At 69.0% G+C, this 21,969-nt stretch carries 16 protein-coding genes; 8 read left to right on the forward strand and 8 right to left on the reverse strand.

The window, feature by feature from the left end; genetic code table 11:
- Window positions 1-61 precede the first annotated feature (61 nt).
- The gene (locus R9B84_RS25740; RefSeq protein WP_423762834.1) at window positions 62-1,918 is read left to right on the forward strand and encodes a serine aminopeptidase domain-containing protein; all 1,857 of its coding nucleotides are present in this window, start codon (window positions 62-64) and stop codon (window positions 1,916-1,918) included.
- A gap of 172 nt (window positions 1,919-2,090) precedes the next feature.
- Here R9B84_RS25740 and R9B84_RS25745 read toward each other — a convergent pair whose 3' ends face one another.
- The gene (locus tag R9B84_RS25745) at window positions 2,091-2,498 is read right to left on the reverse strand and encodes a hypothetical protein (protein WP_423762835.1); all 408 of its coding nucleotides are present in this window, start codon (window positions 2,496-2,498) and stop codon (window positions 2,091-2,093) included.
- A 127-nt stretch (window positions 2,499-2,625) separates the two neighbouring features.
- Between R9B84_RS25745 and R9B84_RS25750 the strand changes: the two genes are divergently transcribed.
- The 5 genes from R9B84_RS25750 (at window position 2,626) to R9B84_RS25770 (ending at window position 10,078) form a co-directional block, all read left to right on the forward strand.
- Window positions 2,626-3,834, forward strand: a complete 1,209-nt coding sequence (locus tag R9B84_RS25750) for a polysaccharide biosynthesis/export family protein (protein WP_423762836.1) — start codon at window positions 2,626-2,628, stop codon at window positions 3,832-3,834.
- Window positions 3,835-3,907: 73 nt separating this feature from the next.
- Window positions 3,908-6,175 carry a polysaccharide biosynthesis tyrosine autokinase gene (locus R9B84_RS25755; RefSeq protein WP_423762837.1) on the forward strand — a complete coding sequence of 756 codons (2,268 nt, stop codon included), beginning with the start codon at window positions 3,908-3,910 and terminating at the stop codon, window positions 6,173-6,175.
- 65 nt (window positions 6,176-6,240) lie between these two features.
- Window positions 6,241-7,593, forward strand: a complete 1,353-nt coding sequence (locus R9B84_RS25760; RefSeq protein ID WP_423762838.1) for an oligosaccharide repeat unit polymerase — start codon at window positions 6,241-6,243, stop codon at window positions 7,591-7,593.
- A 110-nt stretch (window positions 7,594-7,703) separates the two neighbouring features.
- A complete protein-coding gene (locus R9B84_RS25765; RefSeq protein ID WP_423762839.1) occupies window positions 7,704-8,762 on the forward strand; it encodes an acyltransferase family protein in 1,059 nt (352 codons plus the stop codon).
- Entirely contained in the window at window positions 8,759-10,078 is a 1,320-nt protein-coding gene (locus tag R9B84_RS25770) for a right-handed parallel beta-helix repeat-containing protein (RefSeq protein WP_423762840.1), read from the forward strand. The genes R9B84_RS25765 and R9B84_RS25770 overlap by 4 nt, the downstream gene beginning before the upstream one ends.
- 36 nt (window positions 10,079-10,114) lie before the next feature.
- Here R9B84_RS25770 and R9B84_RS25775 read toward each other — a convergent pair whose 3' ends face one another.
- Window positions 10,115-11,695, reverse strand: coding sequence for a mannose-1-phosphate guanylyltransferase/mannose-6-phosphate isomerase (locus tag R9B84_RS25775; protein ID WP_423762841.1), 1,581 nt, complete (start codon window positions 11,693-11,695; stop codon window positions 10,115-10,117).
- Window positions 11,692-12,354 (reverse strand): drug:proton antiporter, encoded by a 663-nt coding sequence (locus R9B84_RS25780; protein ID WP_423762842.1) that lies wholly within the window; start codon window positions 12,352-12,354, stop codon window positions 11,692-11,694. Before R9B84_RS25780 ends, R9B84_RS25775 begins: the two co-directional genes overlap by 4 nt.
- A gap of 196 nt (window positions 12,355-12,550) precedes the next feature.
- Between R9B84_RS25780 and R9B84_RS25785 the strand changes: the two genes are divergently transcribed.
- Both R9B84_RS25785 and R9B84_RS25790 read left to right on the forward strand, forming a co-directional pair.
- Window positions 12,551-13,774 (forward strand): glycosyltransferase family 4 protein, encoded by a 1,224-nt coding sequence (locus tag R9B84_RS25785; RefSeq protein ID WP_423763581.1) that lies wholly within the window; start codon window positions 12,551-12,553, stop codon window positions 13,772-13,774.
- A 688-nt stretch (window positions 13,775-14,462) separates the two neighbouring features.
- On the forward strand, window positions 14,463-15,854 hold the full coding sequence (locus R9B84_RS25790; RefSeq protein WP_423762843.1) for a sigma 54-interacting transcriptional regulator: 1,392 nt from the start codon (window positions 14,463-14,465) through the stop codon (window positions 15,852-15,854).
- Window positions 15,855-15,901: 47 nt separating this feature from the next.
- Here the strand turns inward: R9B84_RS25790 and R9B84_RS25795 are convergent, their stop codons facing one another.
- The 5 genes from R9B84_RS25795 to R9B84_RS25815 are packed head-to-tail and all read right to left on the reverse strand — an operon-like array spanning window position 15,902 to window position 21,849.
- Window positions 15,902-18,385, reverse strand: coding sequence for a glycosyl hydrolase 2 galactose-binding domain-containing protein (locus R9B84_RS25795; protein ID WP_423762844.1), 2,484 nt, complete (start codon window positions 18,383-18,385; stop codon window positions 15,902-15,904).
- Complete coding sequence (locus tag R9B84_RS25800) at window positions 18,382-19,437, reverse strand: DUF1839 family protein (RefSeq protein WP_423762845.1); 1,056 nt, start codon at window positions 19,435-19,437, stop codon at window positions 18,382-18,384. Before R9B84_RS25800 ends, R9B84_RS25795 begins: the two co-directional genes overlap by 4 nt.
- Entirely contained in the window at window positions 19,434-20,408 is a 975-nt protein-coding gene (locus R9B84_RS25805) for an amino acid--[acyl-carrier-protein] ligase (protein WP_423762846.1), read from the reverse strand. The genes R9B84_RS25800 and R9B84_RS25805 overlap by 4 nt, the downstream gene beginning before the upstream one ends.
- Complete coding sequence (locus R9B84_RS25810) at window positions 20,405-21,601, reverse strand: acyl-CoA dehydrogenase family protein (protein ID WP_423762847.1); 1,197 nt, start codon at window positions 21,599-21,601, stop codon at window positions 20,405-20,407. Before R9B84_RS25810 ends, R9B84_RS25805 begins: the two co-directional genes overlap by 4 nt.
- Window positions 21,598-21,849, reverse strand: coding sequence for an acyl carrier protein (locus tag R9B84_RS25815; protein ID WP_006490451.1), 252 nt, complete (start codon window positions 21,847-21,849; stop codon window positions 21,598-21,600). Before R9B84_RS25815 ends, R9B84_RS25810 begins: the two co-directional genes overlap by 4 nt.
- Window positions 21,850-21,969: the final 120 nt, after the last annotated feature.

Consider the following 21,969-nt stretch of genomic DNA (forward strand, 5'->3'; position numbering starts at 1 on the left):
CCGGTGGAGCCGCCGGCGCGTGTGCGCATGGAATAACAAATACCGATCCGAGGAGTACCGAGTGAAACCGATAACGTTCGGCAGTTGCGTGGGGTGGCTGCACGAAGGACAGACGGGACAGGGCGTGATCCTGTGCGAATCGCTGGGCCACGAGGCCGCGTGGACGCACAAGCTCATGCGGGCGATCGCGGAGCGACTCGCCCGTGCGGGCGTCACAGTGTTGCGGTTCAACTACCCGTGCGCCGGCGACTCGGCGGGCGACGATCTCGACGCCGGGCGACATGCCGCCAGCATCGACAGCATTCATCGCGCGATCGACCTGCTGCGCGACGAAGCCGGTGTGACCGCGCTGACGCTCGTCGGTCTCCGCGCGGGCGCGCTGTTCGCGATGCTGGCTGCCGCGGGCGCGGGCCGGCACACGTCGCCGCGCGTCGAGGCGATGGCGGCGCTGTCGCCGGTCGTGCGCGGCCGTGCGTACCTGCGCGAGCTGTCGTTCGTGCATCGTCAGTGGCTCGATACGACGCCGCCCGCGATCCGTGTCGCGCACCGCGACGAACCGTGCATGAACGTGCTCGGGCATCGCTACCCGGCCGATTTCGTCGATGCGCTGAAGGCAACCGATCTGTGCGACGTCGTGCGCGACGCGCCGGCGCTGCCCGGCGCGATGCTGCTGATCCAGCCGGAGCAGGGCGACGGCCCCGCGTTGCGCGACGCGTTGCTGGCGCGCGGCGTGGACGTGACATGCGAGCCGTTCCGCGAATGGCCGACGACGATGCTCGACGGCACGCGTTCGCACCTGCCGCACGCGGCGATCGACACGCTGGTCAACTGGATTGTCGAGCGCGCGCCGGATGCGGCCGTGGCCGCTGACGTTCCATCGCGTGCGGTCGGCGCGTGGAACGGCGAGTCGGGCGTTGCGCTCGACATGAGCGACATGACGGAGCAGGTCGTCGCGGTCGGCCCCGGCCGGCTGGTCGGCGTGCTGTGCCGGCCGGCGGAGACGCGGCCGGCAGCGCCGGTCGGCCCGGCGCTCGTGATCGCGAACACGTCGACGAATCCGCGCAGCGGCGAAGGGCGCTTCGGCGTGCGCATCGCCCGCGCACTGGCGCGGGCCGGCGTGACGACGTTGCGGATCGACGTGACCGGCGTCGGCGACAGCGGGCCCGGCGCGCCGGACGACCAGTCGGGCGTCGTGTATTCGCCGCAGGCGATCGACGACGTCGCGGCCGCCGCGGACTGGCTGCGCGCGATCGGCCATCCGGACGTGATCGCGGCCGGCATCTGCTCCGGCGCGTACGCGGCGTTGCATGCGGCGGTGAAAACGGCTTCGCTCGGCGGCGTGATCGCGATCAATCTCGCGCGCTTCGTGTGGCCGGCCGGGCTCACGCTCGAAGCGGCGCAGAAGCAGCGGATCAATTCGGTGCGCGGCTACTGGCTGTCGGTGCGTGACTGGCGGCGGTGGAAGCGGCTCGTCGTCGAGCGGCGCGACCTGCGCCCGATCCTGCGCGCGGTGGCGGCGAACGGTATCGCGCGCATCAGCGTGCCGGTGAAGGCGGCGGCCGCGCGCGTCGGCTGGAAGCCGCGCGCCGATACGCCGCGCGGCGTGATGCGCGAACTCGCGCAGCGCAACGTGTGGACGATGCTCGTCTACGGCGCGCTCGATCCCGGCATCGACGACGTCCGGCGCCACTTCGGCGCGGTCGAGCGCGCGTTTCGGTGCTCGCGCCACGTGCGCGTGCACCTGATGCCGCAGGTCGACCATGCACTGTACGGCGCGGCGGGAACGGCCGCCGTGATCGATCTCTGCACGCAGGCGCTGGGCGGCGATCCGGGTCGGCCGGCGGTACGCGTGGCCGATCCGTCGGCACCTGACGCAGCCGGGCGGCCGTACGCGAACGTATCGGTCGGAAGTTCGTGACACGCATCGCGTCGCGGTCGCGCGGATTACGGGGTGCGATCCCCGCTTCGTATGAAGATCGACGTTCGGTGGGCTCGCTCACAGACACGCCGGTCGCGGCGGTGTCCAATCCTGCATCGGTGCATGCGTCGTCATGCCGGCGCATGACGGGCGCATGACCGGCCGGACCGCATCACTCCGGATCGCCCGGCTGCGCGTAGGGCGATGTCGTGTACGGCGAAGCGTACAGCGTGTCGCTGTGCCACGCGTCGTCGGCGGGCGCACTGGCCGTTTTCGGGCGGCTCGGCCGGCCCGGCACGAGCGGACGCCGCAGCGTGCTGCGGGCGCGCGAGGCCGGTTCCTCGGCGGTGCGGATGCCGGGAAGCGCAAGGTTCGGTGCCGCGCCATCGGATGCCGACACTGCGACGCCGGCAGTCGTGGTTTGCGCCGAACGTTGCAGCGGGACCGGCGCGACAAGCGCGGACGATGCGAAGGCCGGCGCGTCGGCCGGGTCGGAGCGCACGGATTGCGCCGCGGCGGCGCATGCGAAACCGGCCGACAGGATGCAGACGAGCGACGAAAGCGACGAAGAGCAGTTCATGACGAATCGTACGGAATGACGTGCGGTAACGAGGGAGGCGCGGCGCCGTATGGCGAGCCGCGCTGGCAAGCGTAATGCCGGAGCTCGCCGCGTTTGGCGGGTTACCGCACAGTTTCGGAAGGACACCATGTCAACGACGACGCAGAAGGAATCGACGACCGGGAGGCTGCGGCCACGCATGCGCTGGCTGTCGCGCGTGGCGCTGGCGGCGACCGTGTGCGCGCTGAGCGCGTGCGCGCTGTCACCGGGCATGACGTATCGCGCGCCTGCCGAACGCGACGCGAATGCGCGCGTGGGTGCCGACGCATCGGGTTCGGGCGGCCTCGACGGCGTTCAGAACGTATCGGGCGAGGATCTGATCGAGATCACGCCGGCGTTCGTCGAGCGGCAGCATGCGGCACAGTCGGCCAGCGTCGACGCGGAAATCCGCCAGCTGTTCGGCAAGCCGAAGCCGTACGTGATCGGCCCCGGCGATGTGCTGAGCATCGTCGTGTGGGATCACCCGGAACTGAACCTGCCGACGACCCAGACGACGGGCGGCGGCGACGGCGTCGGCGCCAGCTCGGTCGCGACCGGTTATACGGTGGACGCGAGCGGCAGCGTGCAGTTCGCCTATGCGGGCCTCGTGCACGTGGCAGGGCTGACCGAGGCGCAGGCGCGCGCGGTGCTGACGAAGCGGCTCGGCGAATACGTGCGCAAGCCGCAGATCGCGGTGCGCGTCCAGGCGTACCGCAGCAAGCGCGTCTATCTCGACGGCGAAGTGCGCACGCCGGGGCTGCAGATCGTCAACGACATGCCGATGACGCTGCCCGAGGCGATCGACCGCGCGGGCGGTTTCACCGCGACGGCCGACCGCTCCCAGGTGTCGGTGACGCGCGGCGACAAGACCGTGATGGTGAGCCTGCCGGCCATGCTGGCCGCAGGCATCAACCCGACCAGCATCCTGTTGCACGACGGCGATCTCGTGCGCGTGCGCGCGGCGAGCGACAGCAAGGTGTTCGTGCTCGGCGAAGTGTCGCGTCCGGCGACGCTGACGCTGACCGACGGCCGGATGAGCCTCGGCGAAGCACTCGGCGACACGGGCGGCGTCAGCCAGTACACGGCGGACGCGCGGCAGGTGTACGTGGTGCGGCGCGGGCCCGGCAACCGGCCGCAGGTCTATCACCTCGACGGGAGCGCGCCGGCCTCGTTCGCGCTGGCCGACCGGTTCCCGCTCGAGCGTCGCGATGTCGTGTTCGTCGATGCGTCGTCGCTGGTGCGCTGGAGCCGTGTCGTCAACCTGCTGATCCCGTCGTCCGCGCAGGGCGCGCTGACGGCCAAGGCCATTTCGCCGTGAACCTCGTGACCGATTTCGCGACCGCGACCGCGACCGCGACCGCGACTCGTCGCGCCTACGGGACTGATCCTGCATGAACTCCCTGACCCTGCCTGACCCGCACGAAGGGCCCGCGTTGCGGCCGTCCTATCCGTACCGCCGCTACTGGACCATGCTGGTCGGCGGCCGGCGGCTGATCCTGTGCACGGCGGTCGCGGGCGCGCTTGCCGGGGCCGTCTATGCGCTTTGCGCGCGCCCCGTCTACCGGACCGACGTCCTGTTCCAGGTCGAGCAGAGTCCGACCGAATCGAAGCCGAGCTCGCCGCCGGGCGATCCGTCGTCGGTGTTCGACCTGAAGACGGACGCGTCGACCGAGATCGAGGTGCTGAAATCGCGCGCGGTGATGGCGCGGGCGGTCGACGATACCAACCTGGCCGTCGATGCGCGACCGCATTACCTGCCGATCATCGGCTGGCGGTTCGTGAACGCGGCCGACGGGCTGTCGTCGCCGCTGCCGGGCGGTTACGTGTACGGCACGGAGCGCATCGACGTACCGACCTTCGACGTGCCGAAGCGCTTCTTCGGCAAGCGTTTCGCGCTGACCGTCGGCAACGACGGCGCCTATACGCTGCAGCGCACGGGCTTGCTCGGCAGGACGGGCCCCGTATGGCAAGGCAGGGTCGGCCAGCCGCTGCACGTCGAGACGCCGCAGGGGCCGCTCGACGTGTTCGTGCGCGGCGTCGCGGGCGAGCCCGGCGCGCGCTTCGACCTGACGCGCTACGCCGACGAAGAGGCGACGGCGTGGCTGCAGAAGAACGCGCTGATCTCGGAGCGCGGCAAGCAGTCGAACATGATCGGCGTGACGCTCGACGGCACCGATCCCGTGCACGACAGCCGCGTGCTGAACGCGGTCGGCGACGCGTATCTGGCGCAGAACACGCAGCGCAAGTCCGCGGCGGCCGACAAGCTGATCCGCTTCATGGACACGCAGTTGCCGCAACTGAAAGCGCAGCTCGAACAGGCGGAAAGCCGCTTCAACGCGTTCCGCGCGTCGCACGGCACGGTCAACACGAGCGACGAAGGGCTGGCGCTGCGGCAGCAGTCGGTCGACATCGAGACGCGCGTGCAGACGCTGCAGCAGCGCCGCGAGGAACTGCTGACCCGGTTCATGCCGAAGCATCCGGCCGTCGTCGCGGTCGACGCGCAGCTTGGAGACGCACAGCATGCGCTGGACACGGTGCGCAAGCAGATCCAGCAGTTGCCGACCGTCGAGCAGGGCGTGCTGCAACTGCAGCGCGACGTGGCCGTCGATACCGCGCTCTACACGAACCTGCTCAACACGCGCCAGCAGATGATCCTCGCGCGGGCCAGCAAGACCGGCACCGTGCGGATCGTCGATGCCGCGAAGGTCGCCGAGACGCCCGCCGGGCCGCATCGCGGGATGGCCGTGATCGCGTCGCTGATCCTCGGCCTGCTGGCGGGTGCCGCGGTCGTGATCGTGCGGCAGCGTGTCGCCGGCACGGTCGGCGACGCCGAGGAAATCGAATGGTCGACGGGCCTGCCCGTGTTCGCGGCGGTGCCGCACAGCCCGGTGTCCGGGCCAGCCGTGCCGCCGTCGAAGGGCGCGCGGAGGCGCGCCGCGCGCACGCCGGAGCCGCCGGGTGCCCCGGAGGGCGCGGCGCTCGAAAGCCTGCGCAATTTCCGCACGGCGCTGCAACTGGCGATGCCCGACGCACCGAACCGCGTCGTGCTGATCTCGGGGCCGACGACGGGCGTCGGCAAGTCGTTCGTCGCCGCGAATCTCGCGTCGCTGGTGGGCGCCGCGAAGCGGCGTGTGCTGCTGATCGACGCGGACCTGCGCAAGGGCTCGCTGCACGAGCAGTTCCGCTACAGCCGCGCGCCGGGCCTGGCGGACGTGGTGGCCGGCACGCACGCGCTCGACGAGGCGATCAAGCGCGACGCGATGCCCGGCCTCGATTTCATGCCGATGGGCAACGTCGTGCCCGATCCGGGCGAACTGCTGCTGCAGCCCGCGCTTGCCGAACTGATCGAGCGCGTCGCGTCGCGCTACGACATGGTCGTGATCGACGCGCCGCCGCTGCTGCCGGTGGCCGACGCGCTGGTGCTCGGGCGCCTGGCCGGAACCGTGTTCCTCGTCGCGCGCAGCGGCGTGACGACGCTGACGGAGCTCGACGAAAGCGCACGACGGCTCGAGCACGCGCATATCGACGTACGCGGCGTGATCCTGAACGACTTCAAGGGCAGCCCGGGACGGTACGACTCCGGATACACGGATGCGAACACCCATCAGGCCGCGTCCGGCTACGCCGGCGTGATGGCGGCGCGGCGTCCGGCGCGCTGAGCGGCGAACGCGTGGCGCCGGCGGGTTCGCACGGTGCGCGCACGGGAAGCGATGGAACGGACATCATGAACAAACGAGTGGCGGCCGGTGTGCGTGTGCGGCGCCGACAGCCGGCGACGGTGCGCCGGGCGGCGCGCGCCGCCCGGGCTGCCGGTTACGCGGGTTACTGGTGGGAGGATCCGGCGCGGCTCGTGCTGATCTTCATCCTGCCGTTGTACGCGATGCTGTCGATCGGCCTGCTCGGCGATCAGAAGTCGATCGCGCGCATCTATTTCGACGGCTACGTCGCGTTCGCGGGCGGCCTGTTCCTGCTGGTGCTGATCGCGTCCGCATGGTTCGCGGCGACCGACGCGCAGTTCCGGCGCGCGCCGGACGACGGGCCGGTCGAGCTGTCGCCGCGCGTGCTCGATTTCGTGTTCGCGCTCGCGCTGTTCGGCTATCTCGTGATGATGAGCGGCATCCTCACGCATCTGGCCGTGCTGTTGTCGTTCCTGTCCGGCACGGCGAACACGTTCGAGCTGATCGAACTGAAAGGGCGCATCACCGGCCTGAGCACCTTCACGCAGGCGACGGCGCCGTTCGTCGCGCTGTATTTCTACGTGTTCAGGACGCCGGTCAAGGGCTTCAACCGCTACAAGGCGTACCTGGCCGTGCTCACCGTGCTGACGCTGCTGCGCAGCTTCATCTTCGCGGAGCGGCTCGCGATCATCGAGATGGTGCTGCCGTTCGCGCTGATGGCCGTGCGGTTCCGGTTCGGCCGCAAGCGTTCGAGGCTCCTGGCGCTCGGGCCGTATGCGGCGATTCCGCTGCTGCTCGGCCTGTTCATCGTGAACGAATACAACCGGTCGTGGGAAACCTACTACATCAACATCTACGACAACATCTTCGATTTCGCGCTTGAACGTTTGGGTCTGTACTACTCGACGTCGCTGAACAACGGCGCCGGGATCCTCGACGTGCTCGGATGGGGCAGCGGGCATCCGATGTTCACGTTCGACTGGCTGCTGCGCTTCCCGGCGATCGGCGCAACGCTCCAGCCGTGGCTCGATTCGGGCGACAGTCTCGACCTGTTCCTGAACAGCTACGCCGATCCCGAGTTCAACAATCCGTCGGGCATCTTCGTCCACTTTTATGAATGGGGCTGGTTCGGGTTGCTGAACGCGGCGTTTGCCGGCTGGGTGTTCGGTCGCGGCTACGCGGGCTGGCGGGCCGGGAACGGTTTCTGGTGCTGCGCACATGCCGTGCTCTATGTGTCACTGATGGAAATCCTGCGGATTCCGAACCTGTTCAGCGGCCGAAACTTCGTACCGGTCGTGCTGCTGATCGTCGTGTTCCGGTGCTTCGCGAAGCGGCCGGAACGGGCGTCGCCCGCAGCCGCGCACGGCGCCGCGATCCGGCATGCGCCCGACATCGGCTAACTGTCGCCCAGCCCACAGTCTTTCGCTGCCGGCATGCATAGAGTGGAGCGTCTCATGACCACTCGCAACGCGCGCGGGCCCTGATGGGGCTCGCCGCATCGACATTTCACATGACTACGACCGCACGCGAAACCAGCCTCGACGTCGCCCGTGGCGCGGGGATCATTCTGGTCGTCTACGGACATGTTTTGCGCGGCGCCGTCTCGTCGGGCCTCATGCCGGCGGGCCTGCCCGATACCGGGTTCGCGTGGATCGACTACGTGATCTACACGTTCCACATGCCGCTGTTCTTCTTCCTGTCCGGGCTGCACGTCTGCCGCTCGTTGCGCAGCGCGCCGCACCGGTTCATTGGGGCGAAGGCGCGGGCGATCGCCTATCCGTACCTGCTGTGGTCGGTCCTGCAAGGTGGCGTGCAGATCGCGATGGCGTCGCACGGCACCAATCATCCGTTCACGCTCGCCGACCTGCTGGCGATCGGCTGGCGGCCGTTCGCGCAGTTCTGGTTCCTGTATGCGCTGATGCTTTGCATGATCGGCGTCTGGTTGCTTGCGCAGCAGGTGCCGACGCTCGCGCAGGTGCCGATGCCGCCGCGCATCCGCGGCGCGCTCATTGCAAGCGCGGTGCTCGGGCTGGCCATCGGCGCGGCGACGCAATGGGGCATCCTGTCGACGACGCTGATGAACTGGCCGTTCTTCGTGGCCGGTGTCGTTGCTTCGCGCGCGTTGCCGGGCTGGCTCGAACGCCACAGCCATCTCGTCGCGTGTGCTGCGACGGCGGCGGTCTTCGTCTCGGCGGTCGCGTTGGCGCACGGGCTGGGCGGTGCAACGAGCATCTGGGCCGTTCCCGCCGCGTTCGCCGGCATCGCGCTGATGCTGCAATTCGCGTACCGGTATGCGTCGTCTCCCGAGCGCGCCGGATGGCTGGCGGCGATCGGGTGTGCGTCGATGCCGATCTACCTGATGCATATCCTGGTGATGGCCGGCGTGCGCATCGTGCTGATGCGCGCGGGCATCAGCAGTCTCACGATGCACCTCGCGCTTGGCACGCTCGCGGGCGTCGCGGTTCCGATGGCGGCTTACCTGATCGCGCTGCGCACGGGGACCGCGCGGGCGGCCGGATTTCCGTCGTGGCCGGGGCGCGGGGCGGTCGTGCGCCCGCAGGCCGCATGAGACGCGTGGACGCGGCCGGCATGTGTAGACGCCGATACCTTGCCTGTCTTTGCTGCGCGATGCTCGGTGCATGGGCGACGTGCAGTCCCGCGCTGGCGGCACACGCTGCGGCGGCGGCCGCACCCGCGGCGCAGCGCGCGCTCCGCGCAACGGTGCCGGACGCACATGTCGACCCTGCACCCGACGGCGCGGACCAGGCCGACGCGCTGCAACGTGCGCTGGACGCGCTGCATCCCGGCCAGCGGCTCGTGTTTGGACCGGGGCGGTACGTCGTCGGCCGGTCGCTCGTCGTTCGGCAAACGCAGGTCGTGCTGTCGGGCTACGGCGCGACGCTGATCGCGACCGTGCCCGACGACCAGACGATCGAGATGCGCGGCGACGGTACGACGATCGTCGGATTCAGGCTGGCGGGAACCGGCTCGACGCGGATGGAAACGCCGAAATCGACCAAGATCGAAGTGACCGGGCGCGGCGTGCAGGTGCTCGACAACGCGATCGATGGCGGCGGCGGCGGGATTTTCGTGTTCGGCGGAGCGGATGTCGCGATCGTCGGCAACGAAGTGCTGGCGACGCTGGCGGACGGCATCCACATCACGCACGGCGCGCGCAACGTGCTCGTGCAGGGCAACGTCGTGCGCGGCACCGGCGACGACATGATTGCGGTGGTGAGCTACCAGGGCGACGGCGTGCTCAGCCGCAACGTGCTGATTACCGGCAACTCGCTCGAGGGCAATGCGTGGGGGCGCGGCATCACGGTCGTCGGCGGCGCGGACGTGACGATCGCGAACAACATCGTGCGCAACGTGCAGGTGAGCGCGGGCATTCTCGTCGCGCAGGAGGACAGCTTCCGGACCTACGGCGCGTCCGGCGTGCTGGTCGAGAACAACGAGATCTCGGATATCCAGACCGCGACCGCGCGCACCGATCCGCGCCCGCTGACGCAGCAGGCCGCGATCGACGTCAGTACGTGGTCGGGCTCGGTGACGCGCGTGGCCGTGGTCGGCAACCGCGTGTCGCGCGCGCGGTTCGCCGGCATTCGCGTGTGGGGAAACGTGTCGCAATACCGGATCGCCGACAACCGGTTGTCCGCGATCGGCGGGATGCCGGTGCAGGTGGGCGGTGTCGGAGGAGGCTGTACCGCGGGCCATCCGAACGCAGCCCGCCCGAATGCCGGCGGATCGAAAGCGGGGCAGTGCGGGGCGGCGGGCGCGCAGCCGCTCGCGACGAGCGTGACGGTGGGCGCGGACGCGTCGCAGTTGCCGCGCGTGCGCGAATCGTTGAGGCAGGCACGCTGGTCGCAACGCGGCATCGATTGACGGCACGATGCGTGCGCCGGCGTGCGCTTACCGCGCTTACCGCACGACATCTCCTTCCACCGCCCGTTCATGCGGTTCCCGCGAAGCGTGCGGCACCGCATGCGTGTCCGGCAGCGAGTCGACGACGGCGCGTCCGTACTGGTCGTCGAAGCGCACGATATCGTCCTCGCCGAGATAGTTGCCCGATTGCACCTCGATGATCTCGAGCGGAATCCGGCCGGGATTTTCGAGGCGATGCACCTCGCCGACGGCGATGTACGTCGATTCGTTCTCGCTGAGCAGGAACGTCTCGCGGCCGCGCGTCACCTTCGCGGTGCCGCGCACGACGATCCAGTGCTCGGCACGGTGATAGTGCATCTGCAGCGACAGCCGCTTGCCCGGTTCGACGACGATCCGCTTCACCTGGAACCGTTCGCCGAGATCGATCGAATCGTAATGCCCCCACGGACGCTGCACCTTGCGGTGCTCGCTCGCCTGCGGACGCCGGTCGATCTTCAGGCGCGCGACGATGTTCTTCACGCGCTGCACGTCGTGCTTGTTCGCGACCAGCACCGCATCGGGCGTTTCGATCACGACGACGTCCTTCATCCCGACGCACGCGATGAGCCGCCCCTCGGAACGCACGAAGCTGTCCTGCGTATCCTCGAACACGATCGGGCCGCGCGCGACGTTGCCTTGATCGTCCTTCGGCATGATTTCCCAGATCGCATCCCACGTGCCGACGTCCGACCAGCCGGCCGCGAGCGGCACGACGATCCCTTCGATGCCGAGCTCGCGGCTTTCGGCGAGGCGCTCCATCACCGCGTAGTCGATCGAGTCGGACGGGCATGCGTCGAACGCCGCCGCGTCGATCCGGAAGAACGGATCCTCGGCGACGCCCGCGCGCCACGCCGCTTCGCAGGCCGCATGGATCGCGGGCGCCAGCGCGCGGATCGCCTTCAGCCAGACCGACGCACGCGTGACAAAAATTCCGCTGTTCCACCAGTAGTCGCCCGATTGCAGGTAGCGCTCGGCGAGCGTCGCGTCGGGTTTCTCGACGAAGCGACCGATCGAATAGCCGCCTTGTCCGCCGAGGCGGCCGGTGCGCGGCTCGCCGACCTGGATGTAGCCGTAGCCCGTTTCCGCACGGCGCGGCAGCACGCCGAGCGTGACGATCGCGCCTTCCTGCGCGTAACGCGCCGCGCGCGCGATGGTGTCCTGGAATGCGCCGACATCGGCGATCACGTGATCGGCCGGCATCACCGCGAGCACGGGATCGTCCGCGAGCACGCTCGCGTCGAGCGCGGCGAGCGTGAGCGCCGGTGCCGTGTTGCGTGCGGCCGGCTCGAGCAGGATGCGCGCCGGCGCCGCACGATCGACCACTTGCGCGGCACTCATGATGCGATGCTGTTCGCCGCACACCAGCAGCAGCGTGTCGCCGAGCGACGCGTTCGCGATGCCGTTCAGGCGGCGCGCCGTTGCCGACAGCGGCGATTCGTTCGAGGTCAGCTCGATCAGTTGCTTCGGAAACTGCTCGCGCGACAGCGGCCAGAGGCGCGTGCCCGAGCCGCCGGCAAGGATGACCGGCAGGATGCGCGGCAGGTCGGGTTCGGGAACCGGGCGAAGGGGGCGGGTCATCGATTGGCTCCGGTATCGGCGGGCAGCCGGTTGTGCGCGCGGCCGTCGGCGCGTGCATCTTCGTTTCGGGGCCGGGGCGCCGAAACGGCCCGGGACAGCAGTTGACGCAGCGCACCGGCGGCGCGATCGGCCGGCCGGATGATGCCGACGAACGGTGCACCCTGTTCCAGATACGGGCCGTACGCCTTGCGGAATCCGAAGCGTTTGTAGAACGCCTGGCGCGGCGCGGGAACGTGCATGCGGAGCGCGGCGTCCGGCCACGCGGCCAGCGCGGCGGTCAGCGCGCGTTCGAGCAGGCGTTCGAGCGTGTCGCCGTCGCGACACGCTTCGCTCGTCAGTACCTTGTCGATCACGACATCCGGATCGATGTCGTCGCCGGGCAGGATGCGCGCGTAGGCCGCGACTTCCGCCATGTCGCCGTGACGTAAGGTCGCGTACACGTGCAGTGCGCCCGCGTCCTTGCCGTCGATGTCGAGATGCGTGTGCGCATCCTCGACGACCAGCACGGCGTTGCGCGCGCGCAGGATTGCATAGAGATCGACGGCGCCCAGATGTTCGAATTCACAACAATGCCATTCCATGATGCGGTCCTCACGTGAAGCCTTCAGCACGCAGTACCGCACGGACGCGTTCGTTCCGTGCGGTGCGGCGATGGTCATGATGCGGACGCCGCGCGCGCCGGTCTGTTCGAAAGCGTACTCACGCCATGGTTTCGCGCGGCCGGCGCGACGAGAGCGGCGCAATGTGCGGTAGCACACATCGGCCGTGACGGGGCTTTCCGATAATTGGCACGTCACGGCGGCCGCGCTGCGCGGCCCGCCACATCGAACGTCAATGAAGAACCAGGGGCAGTACTTGAAGATTGCGATCGTTCACGACTGGCTGGTCGTGCCTGGCGGCGCCGAACGCGTGCTGGCGCACATGATCGACTGCTTTCCGCAGGCCGATATCTACAGCCTCGTCGATTTCCTCGAGGATCGGGACTGCCTGCGCGGCCGCGCGGTACGCACGTCCTTCATCCAGAAGCTGCCGTTCGCGCGCAAGCGCTACCGCAGCTATCTGCCGTTGTTTCCGCTGGCGATCGAACAGTTCGACCTGTCGGAATACGACGTCGTGCTGTCGAGCTCGTACGCGGTCGCGAAGGGCGTGCTGAGTGGACCGGATCAGTTCCACGCCAGCTACGTGCATTCGCCGGTGCGCTACGCGTGGGATCTGCAGCACCAGTACCTGAACGAGGCGGGGCTCGCGCGCGGGCCGAAATCAGCGATCGCGCGGGCGCTGCTGCATTACATCCGCAACTGGGATGCGCGTTCGGCGAACGGCGTCGATCGCGTGGCCGCGAATTCGCACTTCATCGCGCGCCGCATCCGCAAGACCTACCGGCGTGACGCGACCGTGATCTATCCGCCGGTCGACGTCGACCATCTGTCGCTGCGCACGGACAAGGACGCGTTCTACCTGACAGCGTCGCGGCTCGTGCCGTACAAGCGGATCGACCTGATCGTCGAGGCGTTCTCGCGTACGCCGGAGCGCCGTCTCGTCGTGATCGGCGACGGTCCCGACATGGCGAAGATCCGCGCGCTTGCGGGGCCGAACGTCACGCTGCTCGGCTACCAGCCGTTCGATGTGCTGCACGACCACCTGCAGCGCGCGCGCGCGTTCGTGTTCGCGGCGGAAGAGGATTTCGGCATTTCGCCGGTCGAGGCGCAGGCGTGCGGCACGCCGGTGATCGCGTACGGGAAGGGCGGCGTGCGCGAGTCGGTGCGCGCGTGGCCGGGCGCCGGCGCGACGGGCCTGTTCTATCGCGCGCAGACGGCCGACGCACTGGTCGACGCGTTGGCCCGCTTCGAAGCGCTGCCGCGCGGGTCGTTCGATCCGCACGCGTGCCGCGCGAATGCCGAATGCTTCGGCTCGGCGCGTTTCCGCGACGAGTTCACGCGCTTCGTGATGGATGGCTATGCTGCATTGCAGGAGGAGATGGCCGGCACCGCCGGTTTCACGCAGGACAACGGAGTTTCGGCCCGTGGCGATATGCGCGATCGGCACGCGCTGCCAGACGAGGCGGCGCTGCGGACCTGACCGGCGGCACCGGCGTTTGGTTACGACGCTGTAACGGAGGGCCGGGGCGCGTGCGTTCGCCACGCGATGTCGGCGGGGCATGTGCCCCGCGATTATCGACTCGCTGAATGGGACGTCCGGCTTTAACCCGGGATTCCGGTAAAAATCGCGCGCAATGAATGCCCCGATCTTGCCGAAAAGTAGGATTTGCCACTGACTGACGGGAATAGTCGGAGATAATCAAATTTCAGTGGTCAAAGGCAGTTTGAGCGGCCCAACCAGTGGCGTAATAGCCTGAATCATGTTTATCTTTTGGTAACACGGCCATCTCGAAACGGGGTGTAGATTCAGGAACGGATGAAATGAGGCGGTCATTCCGGGAGCGGGTTGGCGGCCATCCGGTTCGGCATCAGGCGCGACTGTCGTGTACGACGCGATGCACATGCGGACGGATTCTCCGTTTGCCGACGTGCCCCGCCTGACGGCGCGTCGCATCAAAGCCGGAACGTCGTGGCTCCGCGGCCGCGCGTTCCCTTCGAGTTCGATGACAACGAGGCCGGATGAGATCCGGCTCGACCTCCGGGGGCTCTGCCGTGTGCAGTTTCGATCTTCGCCAAAGCTGCGGAAACGCAGCGCGGACAGGTGGCCATGCGCCGCCGGCCGCAGCGCACGCGAACGGTTCGCGGAGTGGAGAAAGTGATGGTTCGTTATGAATATGCCAATAACGCGCGATAAGCGCGCCGGCGGGGGAAGCGGTAACGGGCCGCGCCCGCTGATTTACTGGACGCAGTCGCCGTCCGTCATGCTGCGAAAGGAACTGGCGCGACGCGACTGGAAGGTTTCGATCGTCGCGCATGCGAACGAGCTGCGCGACACGTCCGGCGAAATCACCTGCGGCATTCTCGACTTGAGCGGCGGCCATGCCGATGCGATCGGCAGCATCGCGTCGACCTGCGCGTCGATGCGCGACGTCGTGTGGGTTGCGCTCGTCGACGTCGGCCAGACCGCGTCCCCGAATGTGCGCGCGCTGTTGCGCGACTACTGCTTCGACTACGTCACGTTGCCCGCGTCGCATCAGCGCATCGCCGATACGGTCGGCCATGCGTACGGCATGGAATGCCTGTTCGCGCGCGACCGCGAACAGCTCGAATCGGACGAGAAAGGCATCGTCGGCACCTGCAGCGCGATGCTGCGGCTGTTCGATACGGTGCGGCGCTTCGCGCGCACCGACGCGCCCGTGTTCGTATTCGGCGAAACGGGTACCGGCAAGGAACTGACGGCCGTCGCGATCCATCGTCATTCGGAGCGGCGCAACGGCCCGTTCGTCGCGGTCAACTGCGGCGCGATTCCGCCGCATCTGCTGCAATCGGAGCTGTTCGGTTATGAGCGCGGCGCGTTTACCGGTGCGAACGCGCGCAAGATCGGCTATGTCGAGGCCGCCAACGGCGGCACGCTGCTGCTCGACGAGATCGGCGACCTGCCGCACGAGAGCCAGGCGAGCCTGCTGCGGTTTCTGCAGGAGCGCTCGATCCATCGCCTCGGCGGCAGCGATCCGGTGCCGGTCGATGTCAGGATCGTATCGGCGACGCACGTCGACCTGCGCGGCGCGATGGAGGAAGGGCGGTTTCGCGCGGACCTGTTCCACCGCCTGTGCGTGATGCGGATCGACCAGCCGCCGCTGCGCGCGCGCGGCAAGGACATCGAACTGCTCGCGCACCACATGCTCGAACGTTTCCGCGGCGATGCGCGCCATCGCGTGCGCGGCTTCTCGACGGACGCGATCACCGCACTCTACAAGCACGACTGGCCCGGCAATGTCCGCGAACTGATCAACCGCGTGCGCCGCGCGGTCGTGATGACCGAAGGGCGCCTGATCACCGCGCGGGATCTCGAACTCGAATACTGTCTCGATGCGGCGTCGCCGTCCGTGGCCGACATCCGCAAGTCGATCGAGCGCGAGGCGATCGAAACCGCGTTGCTGCGCACGCGCGGGCGCGTCGCGGCTTCGGCGCGCGAGCTGGGCGTGTCGCGCGCGACGCTGTATCGCTGGATGGAAGCGTACGGAATCGAGCGGCCGCGCGGCACGGGCTCGTCCGACTGACGTTCGAATGGTGACGCTCGCGGCGCACCGGGGCCGCGAGCGTCACGTCAACCGGCCTGCGTGGCGCGCACCGTTCGCGCGGCGTTCACCGCGCGGATTTCCACGGCAGGCGGCCCGCCGTCTGCATCCCGAATCTTCCCGGCAGTTTCCAGCGGAACGAGCGCGACGCGCACCGGCGTGCCGGGTGCGAGATGAAACCAGTCGTCGCGCGGCATGAAACCCGGCGCGTCGATCTGCACGTGACGCGCGACGTGTCGCGTGTCGATGTCGACGTGCCATGTATCGCCGGTGCGCGACACGCACGCTTCGATCCCGAGTTCGCGCCGCGCCAGCACGGCCGGATGCGTGCGGGACGGGAAATGAAACGCCTGCGACAGTTGCGTGCCGTCGTCGGCGCGCAGCGTCGCGACGACGGTGTCGTGTTCGCAGGGCCCGAAACGATACGCATAGGTCCAGTCGAAGAACCGGCCGAGCAGTTCGGCCGAGCCGATCCGCACCGCGTCGTGCGCGGCGATCCGCACCGGGCAGCCGGCCCGTGCGACCGGCGTGCGACCGTCGCGCAGCGCGACCAGCTCGACGGCCGCCGACAGCGGCGCCGGGCGTTCGTTGACCACGTGCACGTCGAGCCCGTTCAAGCCTTCGTCGACGAGCAGCACCTGCACGGGCTGCAGCACCTGGCGCAGCGCATGCCACGCCGATTTCGGCCGGTGCGTGGCGTCGATCACCCCCCATCCGGCGCCCGGCATCACGTCCTGGAACTGCCACACGAGCGCGCCGGCGCAGCGCGAGCCGGTGCGCCGCCATTCGGAGAACGTGTCGCGCATTACGTCCGCGATCGCGGCCCTCGACAGCTCGAAGTAGCGTGCCGGATCCTCGCGGCGCAGCCGGTCGGGCGCGACGTCGTACAGCGTCTGCAGATAGTGGTCGCGAATGTCCTCGAAATCCCACGACGTGCCCGGGTCGCGCGGCACGGCCGCTTTCCAGCGAGGCTCGTGCACGCCGGGCCAGCCGAGGCTGGCGAGCGTCGCATCGCACGGCACGTTCGCGAACGCGAGGCATTCGCTCGCGAAGCGCACGTCCGCGCGGCGCGCGTCGTCGAGCGGGCGCAGGTACGCACCGACGCCGTAGTAGTGCGACACGCGTTCGCGCGGCGCGAACGGCAGCACGCCGCCGTCGGGCGAATCGGGCACGTACGGGACGTCGGGCCGGCGTGCGGCCGCGTGGCCGGCCAGCCGCTCGGCGGTCAGCTCGAGGAAGCGCTGCTTCGGTCCGAGCCCCGACATCGCCGCCTGTTGCGCGATCTCGCTGCCGCCGCACAGCACCGCGAGCGACGGTGACGCGCCGTGCCGCGCGAGGAATTGATTCGCTTCACGGTCGACGTTGTCCGCGAACGCGGGATCGTCGAGCGCATGATCGAAGTTCGCGAACATGAAGTCCTGCCACACCAGCAGCCCGAGCCGGTCGCACCACGCGTGGAATGCGTCGGCCTCGTAGGTCATCGTGCCGCCGACGCGGATCATGTTGAAACCCGCGTCGCGCGCGAGCCCGAGCAGGCGGCCGTAGGTCGCGTCGTCCGCATGCAGCGCGAGCGGTGCGGCACTGCTCCAGCATGCGCCGCGCGCGAACACGGGCACGCCGTTGATGCGCAGCCCGAAACCCTTGCCGTCGGCGCCGGCATCGATCTCGATCGTGCGGAAGCCGGTCGAGCCGAGCGGCCGCCGTTCGTCGCCGATATGCAGCGCGATCTCGTAGAGCGCCGGCTCGCCGTGCGTATGCGGCCACCAGCGGCGCACGTTGGGCACCGCGACGCTTGCGCGCAAACGGTCGGCGCCGGCGCGTTCGAGCGTCGCCTGGTGTTCGCCGCACGACAGTCGCGCCGCGAGCGCGTCGGGCAACGGCGCGGCGAATGTCAGTTCCGCATCGAGCCAGCCCGTGTCGCCTTCGATGCGCGCCCGCAGGTCGCAATCGACCGGAACGAAGCCGTCGGCCGGATCGAGCACGTCGACGGGGCGCCACGGGCCGGCCGGCACGTACGGCGGAAACCAGCCGGGCATGTGCCCGAACAGCGACGTGCGGACCGTGCGCAGCGTCGCCGGCTCGGCGAGCCGCGTGCGCCAGCGCGCACGGCGCGGCGCGCGCGCGTCGCGCAGGTGTGGCGCGAGCGCGCGGAAGCAGAGGGTCAGCCGGTGCGTGCCGTCGAGCGACACGGGAACGTCGTGTGCGACGAACATGCTGTCGGAGCGGAGGATCGGCGTGTCGTCGAGCCATGCCTGCGCGAGCGTCGCGAGCCCGTGGAAGCGCAGCACGCGCGGCCCGCGCCCGCGCAACTCGATCCGGTACCAGTGGTCGCGTTCGTCGAGCGACGCCGCTTCGTCGAGCCGGCCGGCCAGCGCGAGCGCCTGCGCGACCGTGCCGGGCACCGGTGCCGCGATCCAGCCGTCGCCGGCGGCCGGGAGCTCGCGCGGTTCCTGCACGGCGCCCGCGGCCGTCGCCAGCATCGACCACGCGGGCAGGGCACGCGCGCGCGTCACCGCATGGCCGGCACGGGCGCCGCGTCGCTGCGCGCGGGCGTCATGTGCCGCAGCGGCGAGCCGATCTGCCGCGCGCAGGCAACGAGGTCGACGTAGGCGGCCCCGATTGCTTCGAGCGTCGAATCGCCGCGTTCCTCCTTGCCGCGTGCGCAGGCGCGCGCGAGCCGGAACTCCAGCACCATCGCTTCGGACGCGATGCGGTCGCACGCGGCGCGGATCTCGGCGAACGGCCCGACGCAGCCGCTGGCCTGCAGCCAGCGCGCGTAATGGCCGAACAGTTCGAAATTCGCGCCGAGCTGCCGCACCGAATTGAACGAGTACGCATGGAAGTGTTCGAGCGGCGCATCGGCGAGCGTCTTCGCATCGGTCTGCAACTGCCGCCGGAATGCCGCGATCGGATCGACGACCGGCAGGCGCCGCAGGTGGCGCTGCAGCGCGGCGAGCGATGCGTCGCAGAGCGCGCGCTCGTCGAGCGGCGCAAAGCGCCGCTTCGCGATTTCGACGTACGGCGGCAGCGTCATCGGCGAACTGCCGCCGACTAGCCCGTCGTAGTCGAAATCCTCGGCCACGTAATAACCGCTGTTGTGGAAATAGCCGATCTGGTGTTTCGCGCGATCGATCGCGTCGATGCCGATCGTCGTCTTCGTGTGCTGCGTGCGATAGCTGCTGCCGCGCGTGTCGGGCAGGAACCACGCGTCGACCTCGACGATCATCAGGTGACCGCGCGCGACCTGCGTTTCGATGTGCTGGTCGAGCGGCTCGTAGATCGAGTGCTCCTGCACGACGATCCCGTAGAGCCGCTCCAGTTCGTCATGCGGAAACTTGAAGAACGTGAACTGGTCGCCCTCGAAATCGAGCGCGATCGTAAACGGCAGCGCCGCGTACGGATTGAAGCCCCACCAGCGGAGCACCTCGAGCCACATGTCGACGTAGCAGTTGGTCTGTTTCCAGACCATCTCCTGACTGTGCAGCGGGTGCGGCCGGTAATGACGCGCACGGTGGCGCACGTCGTCGAACGACGCGTTTTCGCCGTCGCGGGAGACGAACCTCATTGCGTGCCCCACAGCACGTCGCGGACGTCGCGCGGCCACGCGTCGATATCGAAGCCGTGGTGGCGGAACAGCGCGAGCGTCAGCCGTTCGAGGCCGAAGCCGACGCAGCCCGTGTGCGCGACGTCGCCCGTCGCGGTGCGGATGTCCCACAGCAGCCCGAAATGATCCATGTGGTAGTTGAAGCTCAGGCACGCGGTCTGGCGGTCGTCGTGCTCGATCGGGATCAGCAGCTCGAACTTCAGGTTCTGCTCGCGCTGGCTGTTCGCGACAATCTTGCCGCCGCGCCCGAAGAACGGGTCGTTCGCGAGATCGATCGCGTTCGGCAGGCGCAGCGCGTCGATCATCCGCGTGCCGCGCTCGATCCACGTCTCGCGGAACGCGACGATCTGCTCGGGCGTGCCGATCCGCACGTATTCGCGCATCCGGAACAGTTGCATGCGGGTCGGATCGAGCGACGGCTCGTGGCGGAAGCAGTACGAGAACACGTCGACGATCCGGCCGTCGCCGGGCAGTGCGCCCGCGCGCGCGACGACCGGATAGACCGGGTAGCACGCGGCCGGCGTCATCACGACGTAGGTCGGCTTCTGGTTTTCCGTCCAGTCGTCGCCGCGATCGAGGCACTGCAGCAGGCGCTGGTGCTGGTGCTCGTCGCCGCAGAACGCATGCACGCTGCCCGCGAGCTGCGGGAAGCTCTTCATGTATTCGCTGCGCTCGAATTCCATGCGGCTCATCGCCGGCGGGAAGCGCAGCACTTCGGCCTGCTGATCGGCGCCGAGGCGCGTGACGAACGCGTCGAGCGCTTCGACGACACGCTCGAACCGCTCGCTGCGGCCGAACAGGCCCTGGATGCCGGTCGAGACCAGCAGGCCGGCGTCGATCAGCGCATCGCGCAGCGGGTTGACGCCCGCGCGGTCGAGCGGCGCGTCGGCGGGAGTGGGGGCGGTGGAGGGCACGGCGAGGCGATCGTTCACGAATGTTTCTCCAGCGTCGCAGGACGCAGCGCGAGCAGCAGGCTCGCAGTGTTGGCGGCAATGCGGTCGTTGCTGATCATCAGCGGCGCCGCGTGCAGGTCGCGAATGTGGCGGCCGATGCTGAACGGCGTGCCTTGCTTGTAGCCGGCCATCCCGCAGATCATCATGGCCTGTTGCGCGACTTCCAGCGCGGTCGTCGACACGTAGGTCTTCAGCGTGTTGATCTCCGCGGCCCAGGCCATGCCGGCCGACCACGAGCGGGCCGACGTATTCGCATGGAGCCGCAGTACGTTGTCGACGCGGGCCTGCATCGCCTGCATCAGCTCGAGCGATTCGGCGATGCGCCGCGACGCGGGCGACGGCGCGCCGTCGGTCTGGCGTGCCTGCGCGCGGAAGAACTGGTGTGCGCGATGGAATGCGTCGCTGGCCACGCCGATCCAGACCGCGGCCCACAGGATGTGCGAGACCGGCACCATCGTGTCTTCGGCGATCTTCGCGAACGGCACCGGCAGGCACTGAGCGGCGGCGCCCTGTGCGTCGAGCACGAAGCCGTTGCTGCAGGTGCCGCGCATCCCGAGCGTGTCCCATTCGCCGCGGCGCGTGAGCGTATAACCGTCGCGCAGCAGCGTGACGAGCACCTGTTCGGAAGCCGGCGCGTCCGCGTCGCGTCGCGCGGTCGCGAGGATGCCGTCGGCGTAGTCGCCGTACGAGATCGTCGGCGCGGATTTGCGCAGCCGGAACTCGCCGCCATCGGTTTCGAGTGCGCACTGGCTCGCGCGCAGGTTGCCGCCGACGCCGTCTTCCGACGTGGCCGACGCGAGCAGCCACTGGTGGCGCACGAGCTGCTGCAGGAACAGCTTGTGCCAGCCCTGGTCGACGGCGTGGTTGACGATGCAGGCGACCTGGATCTGATGCATCGCGAACACCATCGCCGACGATGCGCAGGCCTGGCCGAGGATCGAGCAGGCCGAAGCGATCTCTTCCAGCGACGCGCCCGCGCCGCCGAGATGGGCCGGTACCATCGCGCCCAGCAGCCGGCGCGCGCGCATCGCCTCGATCGCCTCGACGGGGCAGCGCGCGTCGCGGTCGACCGCATCCGCGTGCTGCGCGGCGATCTGTGCGACGGCGCGCGCGGCCTCGTCGAGCCGATGCGATTCGCTGTCGGCCGCGAGTTCGGGAAGCAGCGCGCTCATGCGGAATGCTCGGTGCGTTGCAGCGTGGCGATCGTGTCCGCGAGTGCGTCGATGCTGCGGAACAGGTTGCGGTTCAGCATCTCGTCGGGAATCTCGATGTTGAACTGCTTCTCGATCGCGAGCATCAACTGGATCGTGTCGAGCGACGAGAGGCCTGCTTCGTAGAGGTCGTCCCCGTCGCCGATCGAATCGATCGCGGCTTCGAGGTGGGCGACGTGTTTGAGGATGGTTCTGATTTCGTTTTTCACGTGCGGCTCCGGCGTGCGTGGTGTCGTCCGCTCGGGCAGACGCGCGCATTGCGCTGACATCCCCCCGGCAGTCCGGCATCAGTAGACCATTCGCACGCACGGCGTTCTGTTCGCCACCCT

The organism is Burkholderia sp. NLJ2 (genome assembly GCF_049487195.1).
In the GTDB taxonomy this organism is placed as follows: domain Bacteria; phylum Pseudomonadota; class Gammaproteobacteria; order Burkholderiales; family Burkholderiaceae; genus Burkholderia; species Burkholderia pyrrocinia.

Bases quoted from the DNA above. Each gene is read 5' to 3' on its own strand.
- R9B84_RS25755 (WP_423762837.1), top strand. From the start codon at position 3,908: ATGAACTCCCTGACCCTGCCTGACCCGCACGAAGGGCCCGCGTTGCGG.
- R9B84_RS25760 (WP_423762838.1), top strand. From the start codon at position 6,241: ATGAACAAACGAGTGGCGGCCGGTGTGCGTGTGCGGCGCCGACAGCCG.
- R9B84_RS25775 (WP_423762841.1), bottom strand. From the start codon at position 11,695: ATGACCCGCCCCCTTCGCCCGGTTCCCGAACCCGACCTGCCGCGCATC.
- R9B84_RS25750 (WP_423762836.1), top strand. From the start codon at position 2,626: ATGTCAACGACGACGCAGAAGGAATCGACGACCGGGAGGCTGCGGCCA.
- R9B84_RS25765 (WP_423762839.1), top strand. From the start codon at position 7,704: ATGACTACGACCGCACGCGAAACCAGCCTCGACGTCGCCCGTGGCGCG.
- R9B84_RS25790 (WP_423762843.1), top strand. From the start codon at position 14,463: ATGAATATGCCAATAACGCGCGATAAGCGCGCCGGCGGGGGAAGCGGT.
- R9B84_RS25780 (WP_423762842.1), bottom strand. From the start codon at position 12,354: ATGACCATCGCCGCACCGCACGGAACGAACGCGTCCGTGCGGTACTGC.
- R9B84_RS25745 (WP_423762835.1), bottom strand. From the start codon at position 2,498: ATGAACTGCTCTTCGTCGCTTTCGTCGCTCGTCTGCATCCTGTCGGCC.
- R9B84_RS25770 (WP_423762840.1), top strand. From the start codon at position 8,759: ATGAGACGCGTGGACGCGGCCGGCATGTGTAGACGCCGATACCTTGCC.
- R9B84_RS25810 (WP_423762847.1), bottom strand. From the start codon at position 21,601: ATGAGCGCGCTGCTTCCCGAACTCGCGGCCGACAGCGAATCGCATCGG.
- R9B84_RS25800 (WP_423762845.1), bottom strand. From the start codon at position 19,437: ATGAGGTTCGTCTCCCGCGACGGCGAAAACGCGTCGTTCGACGACGTG.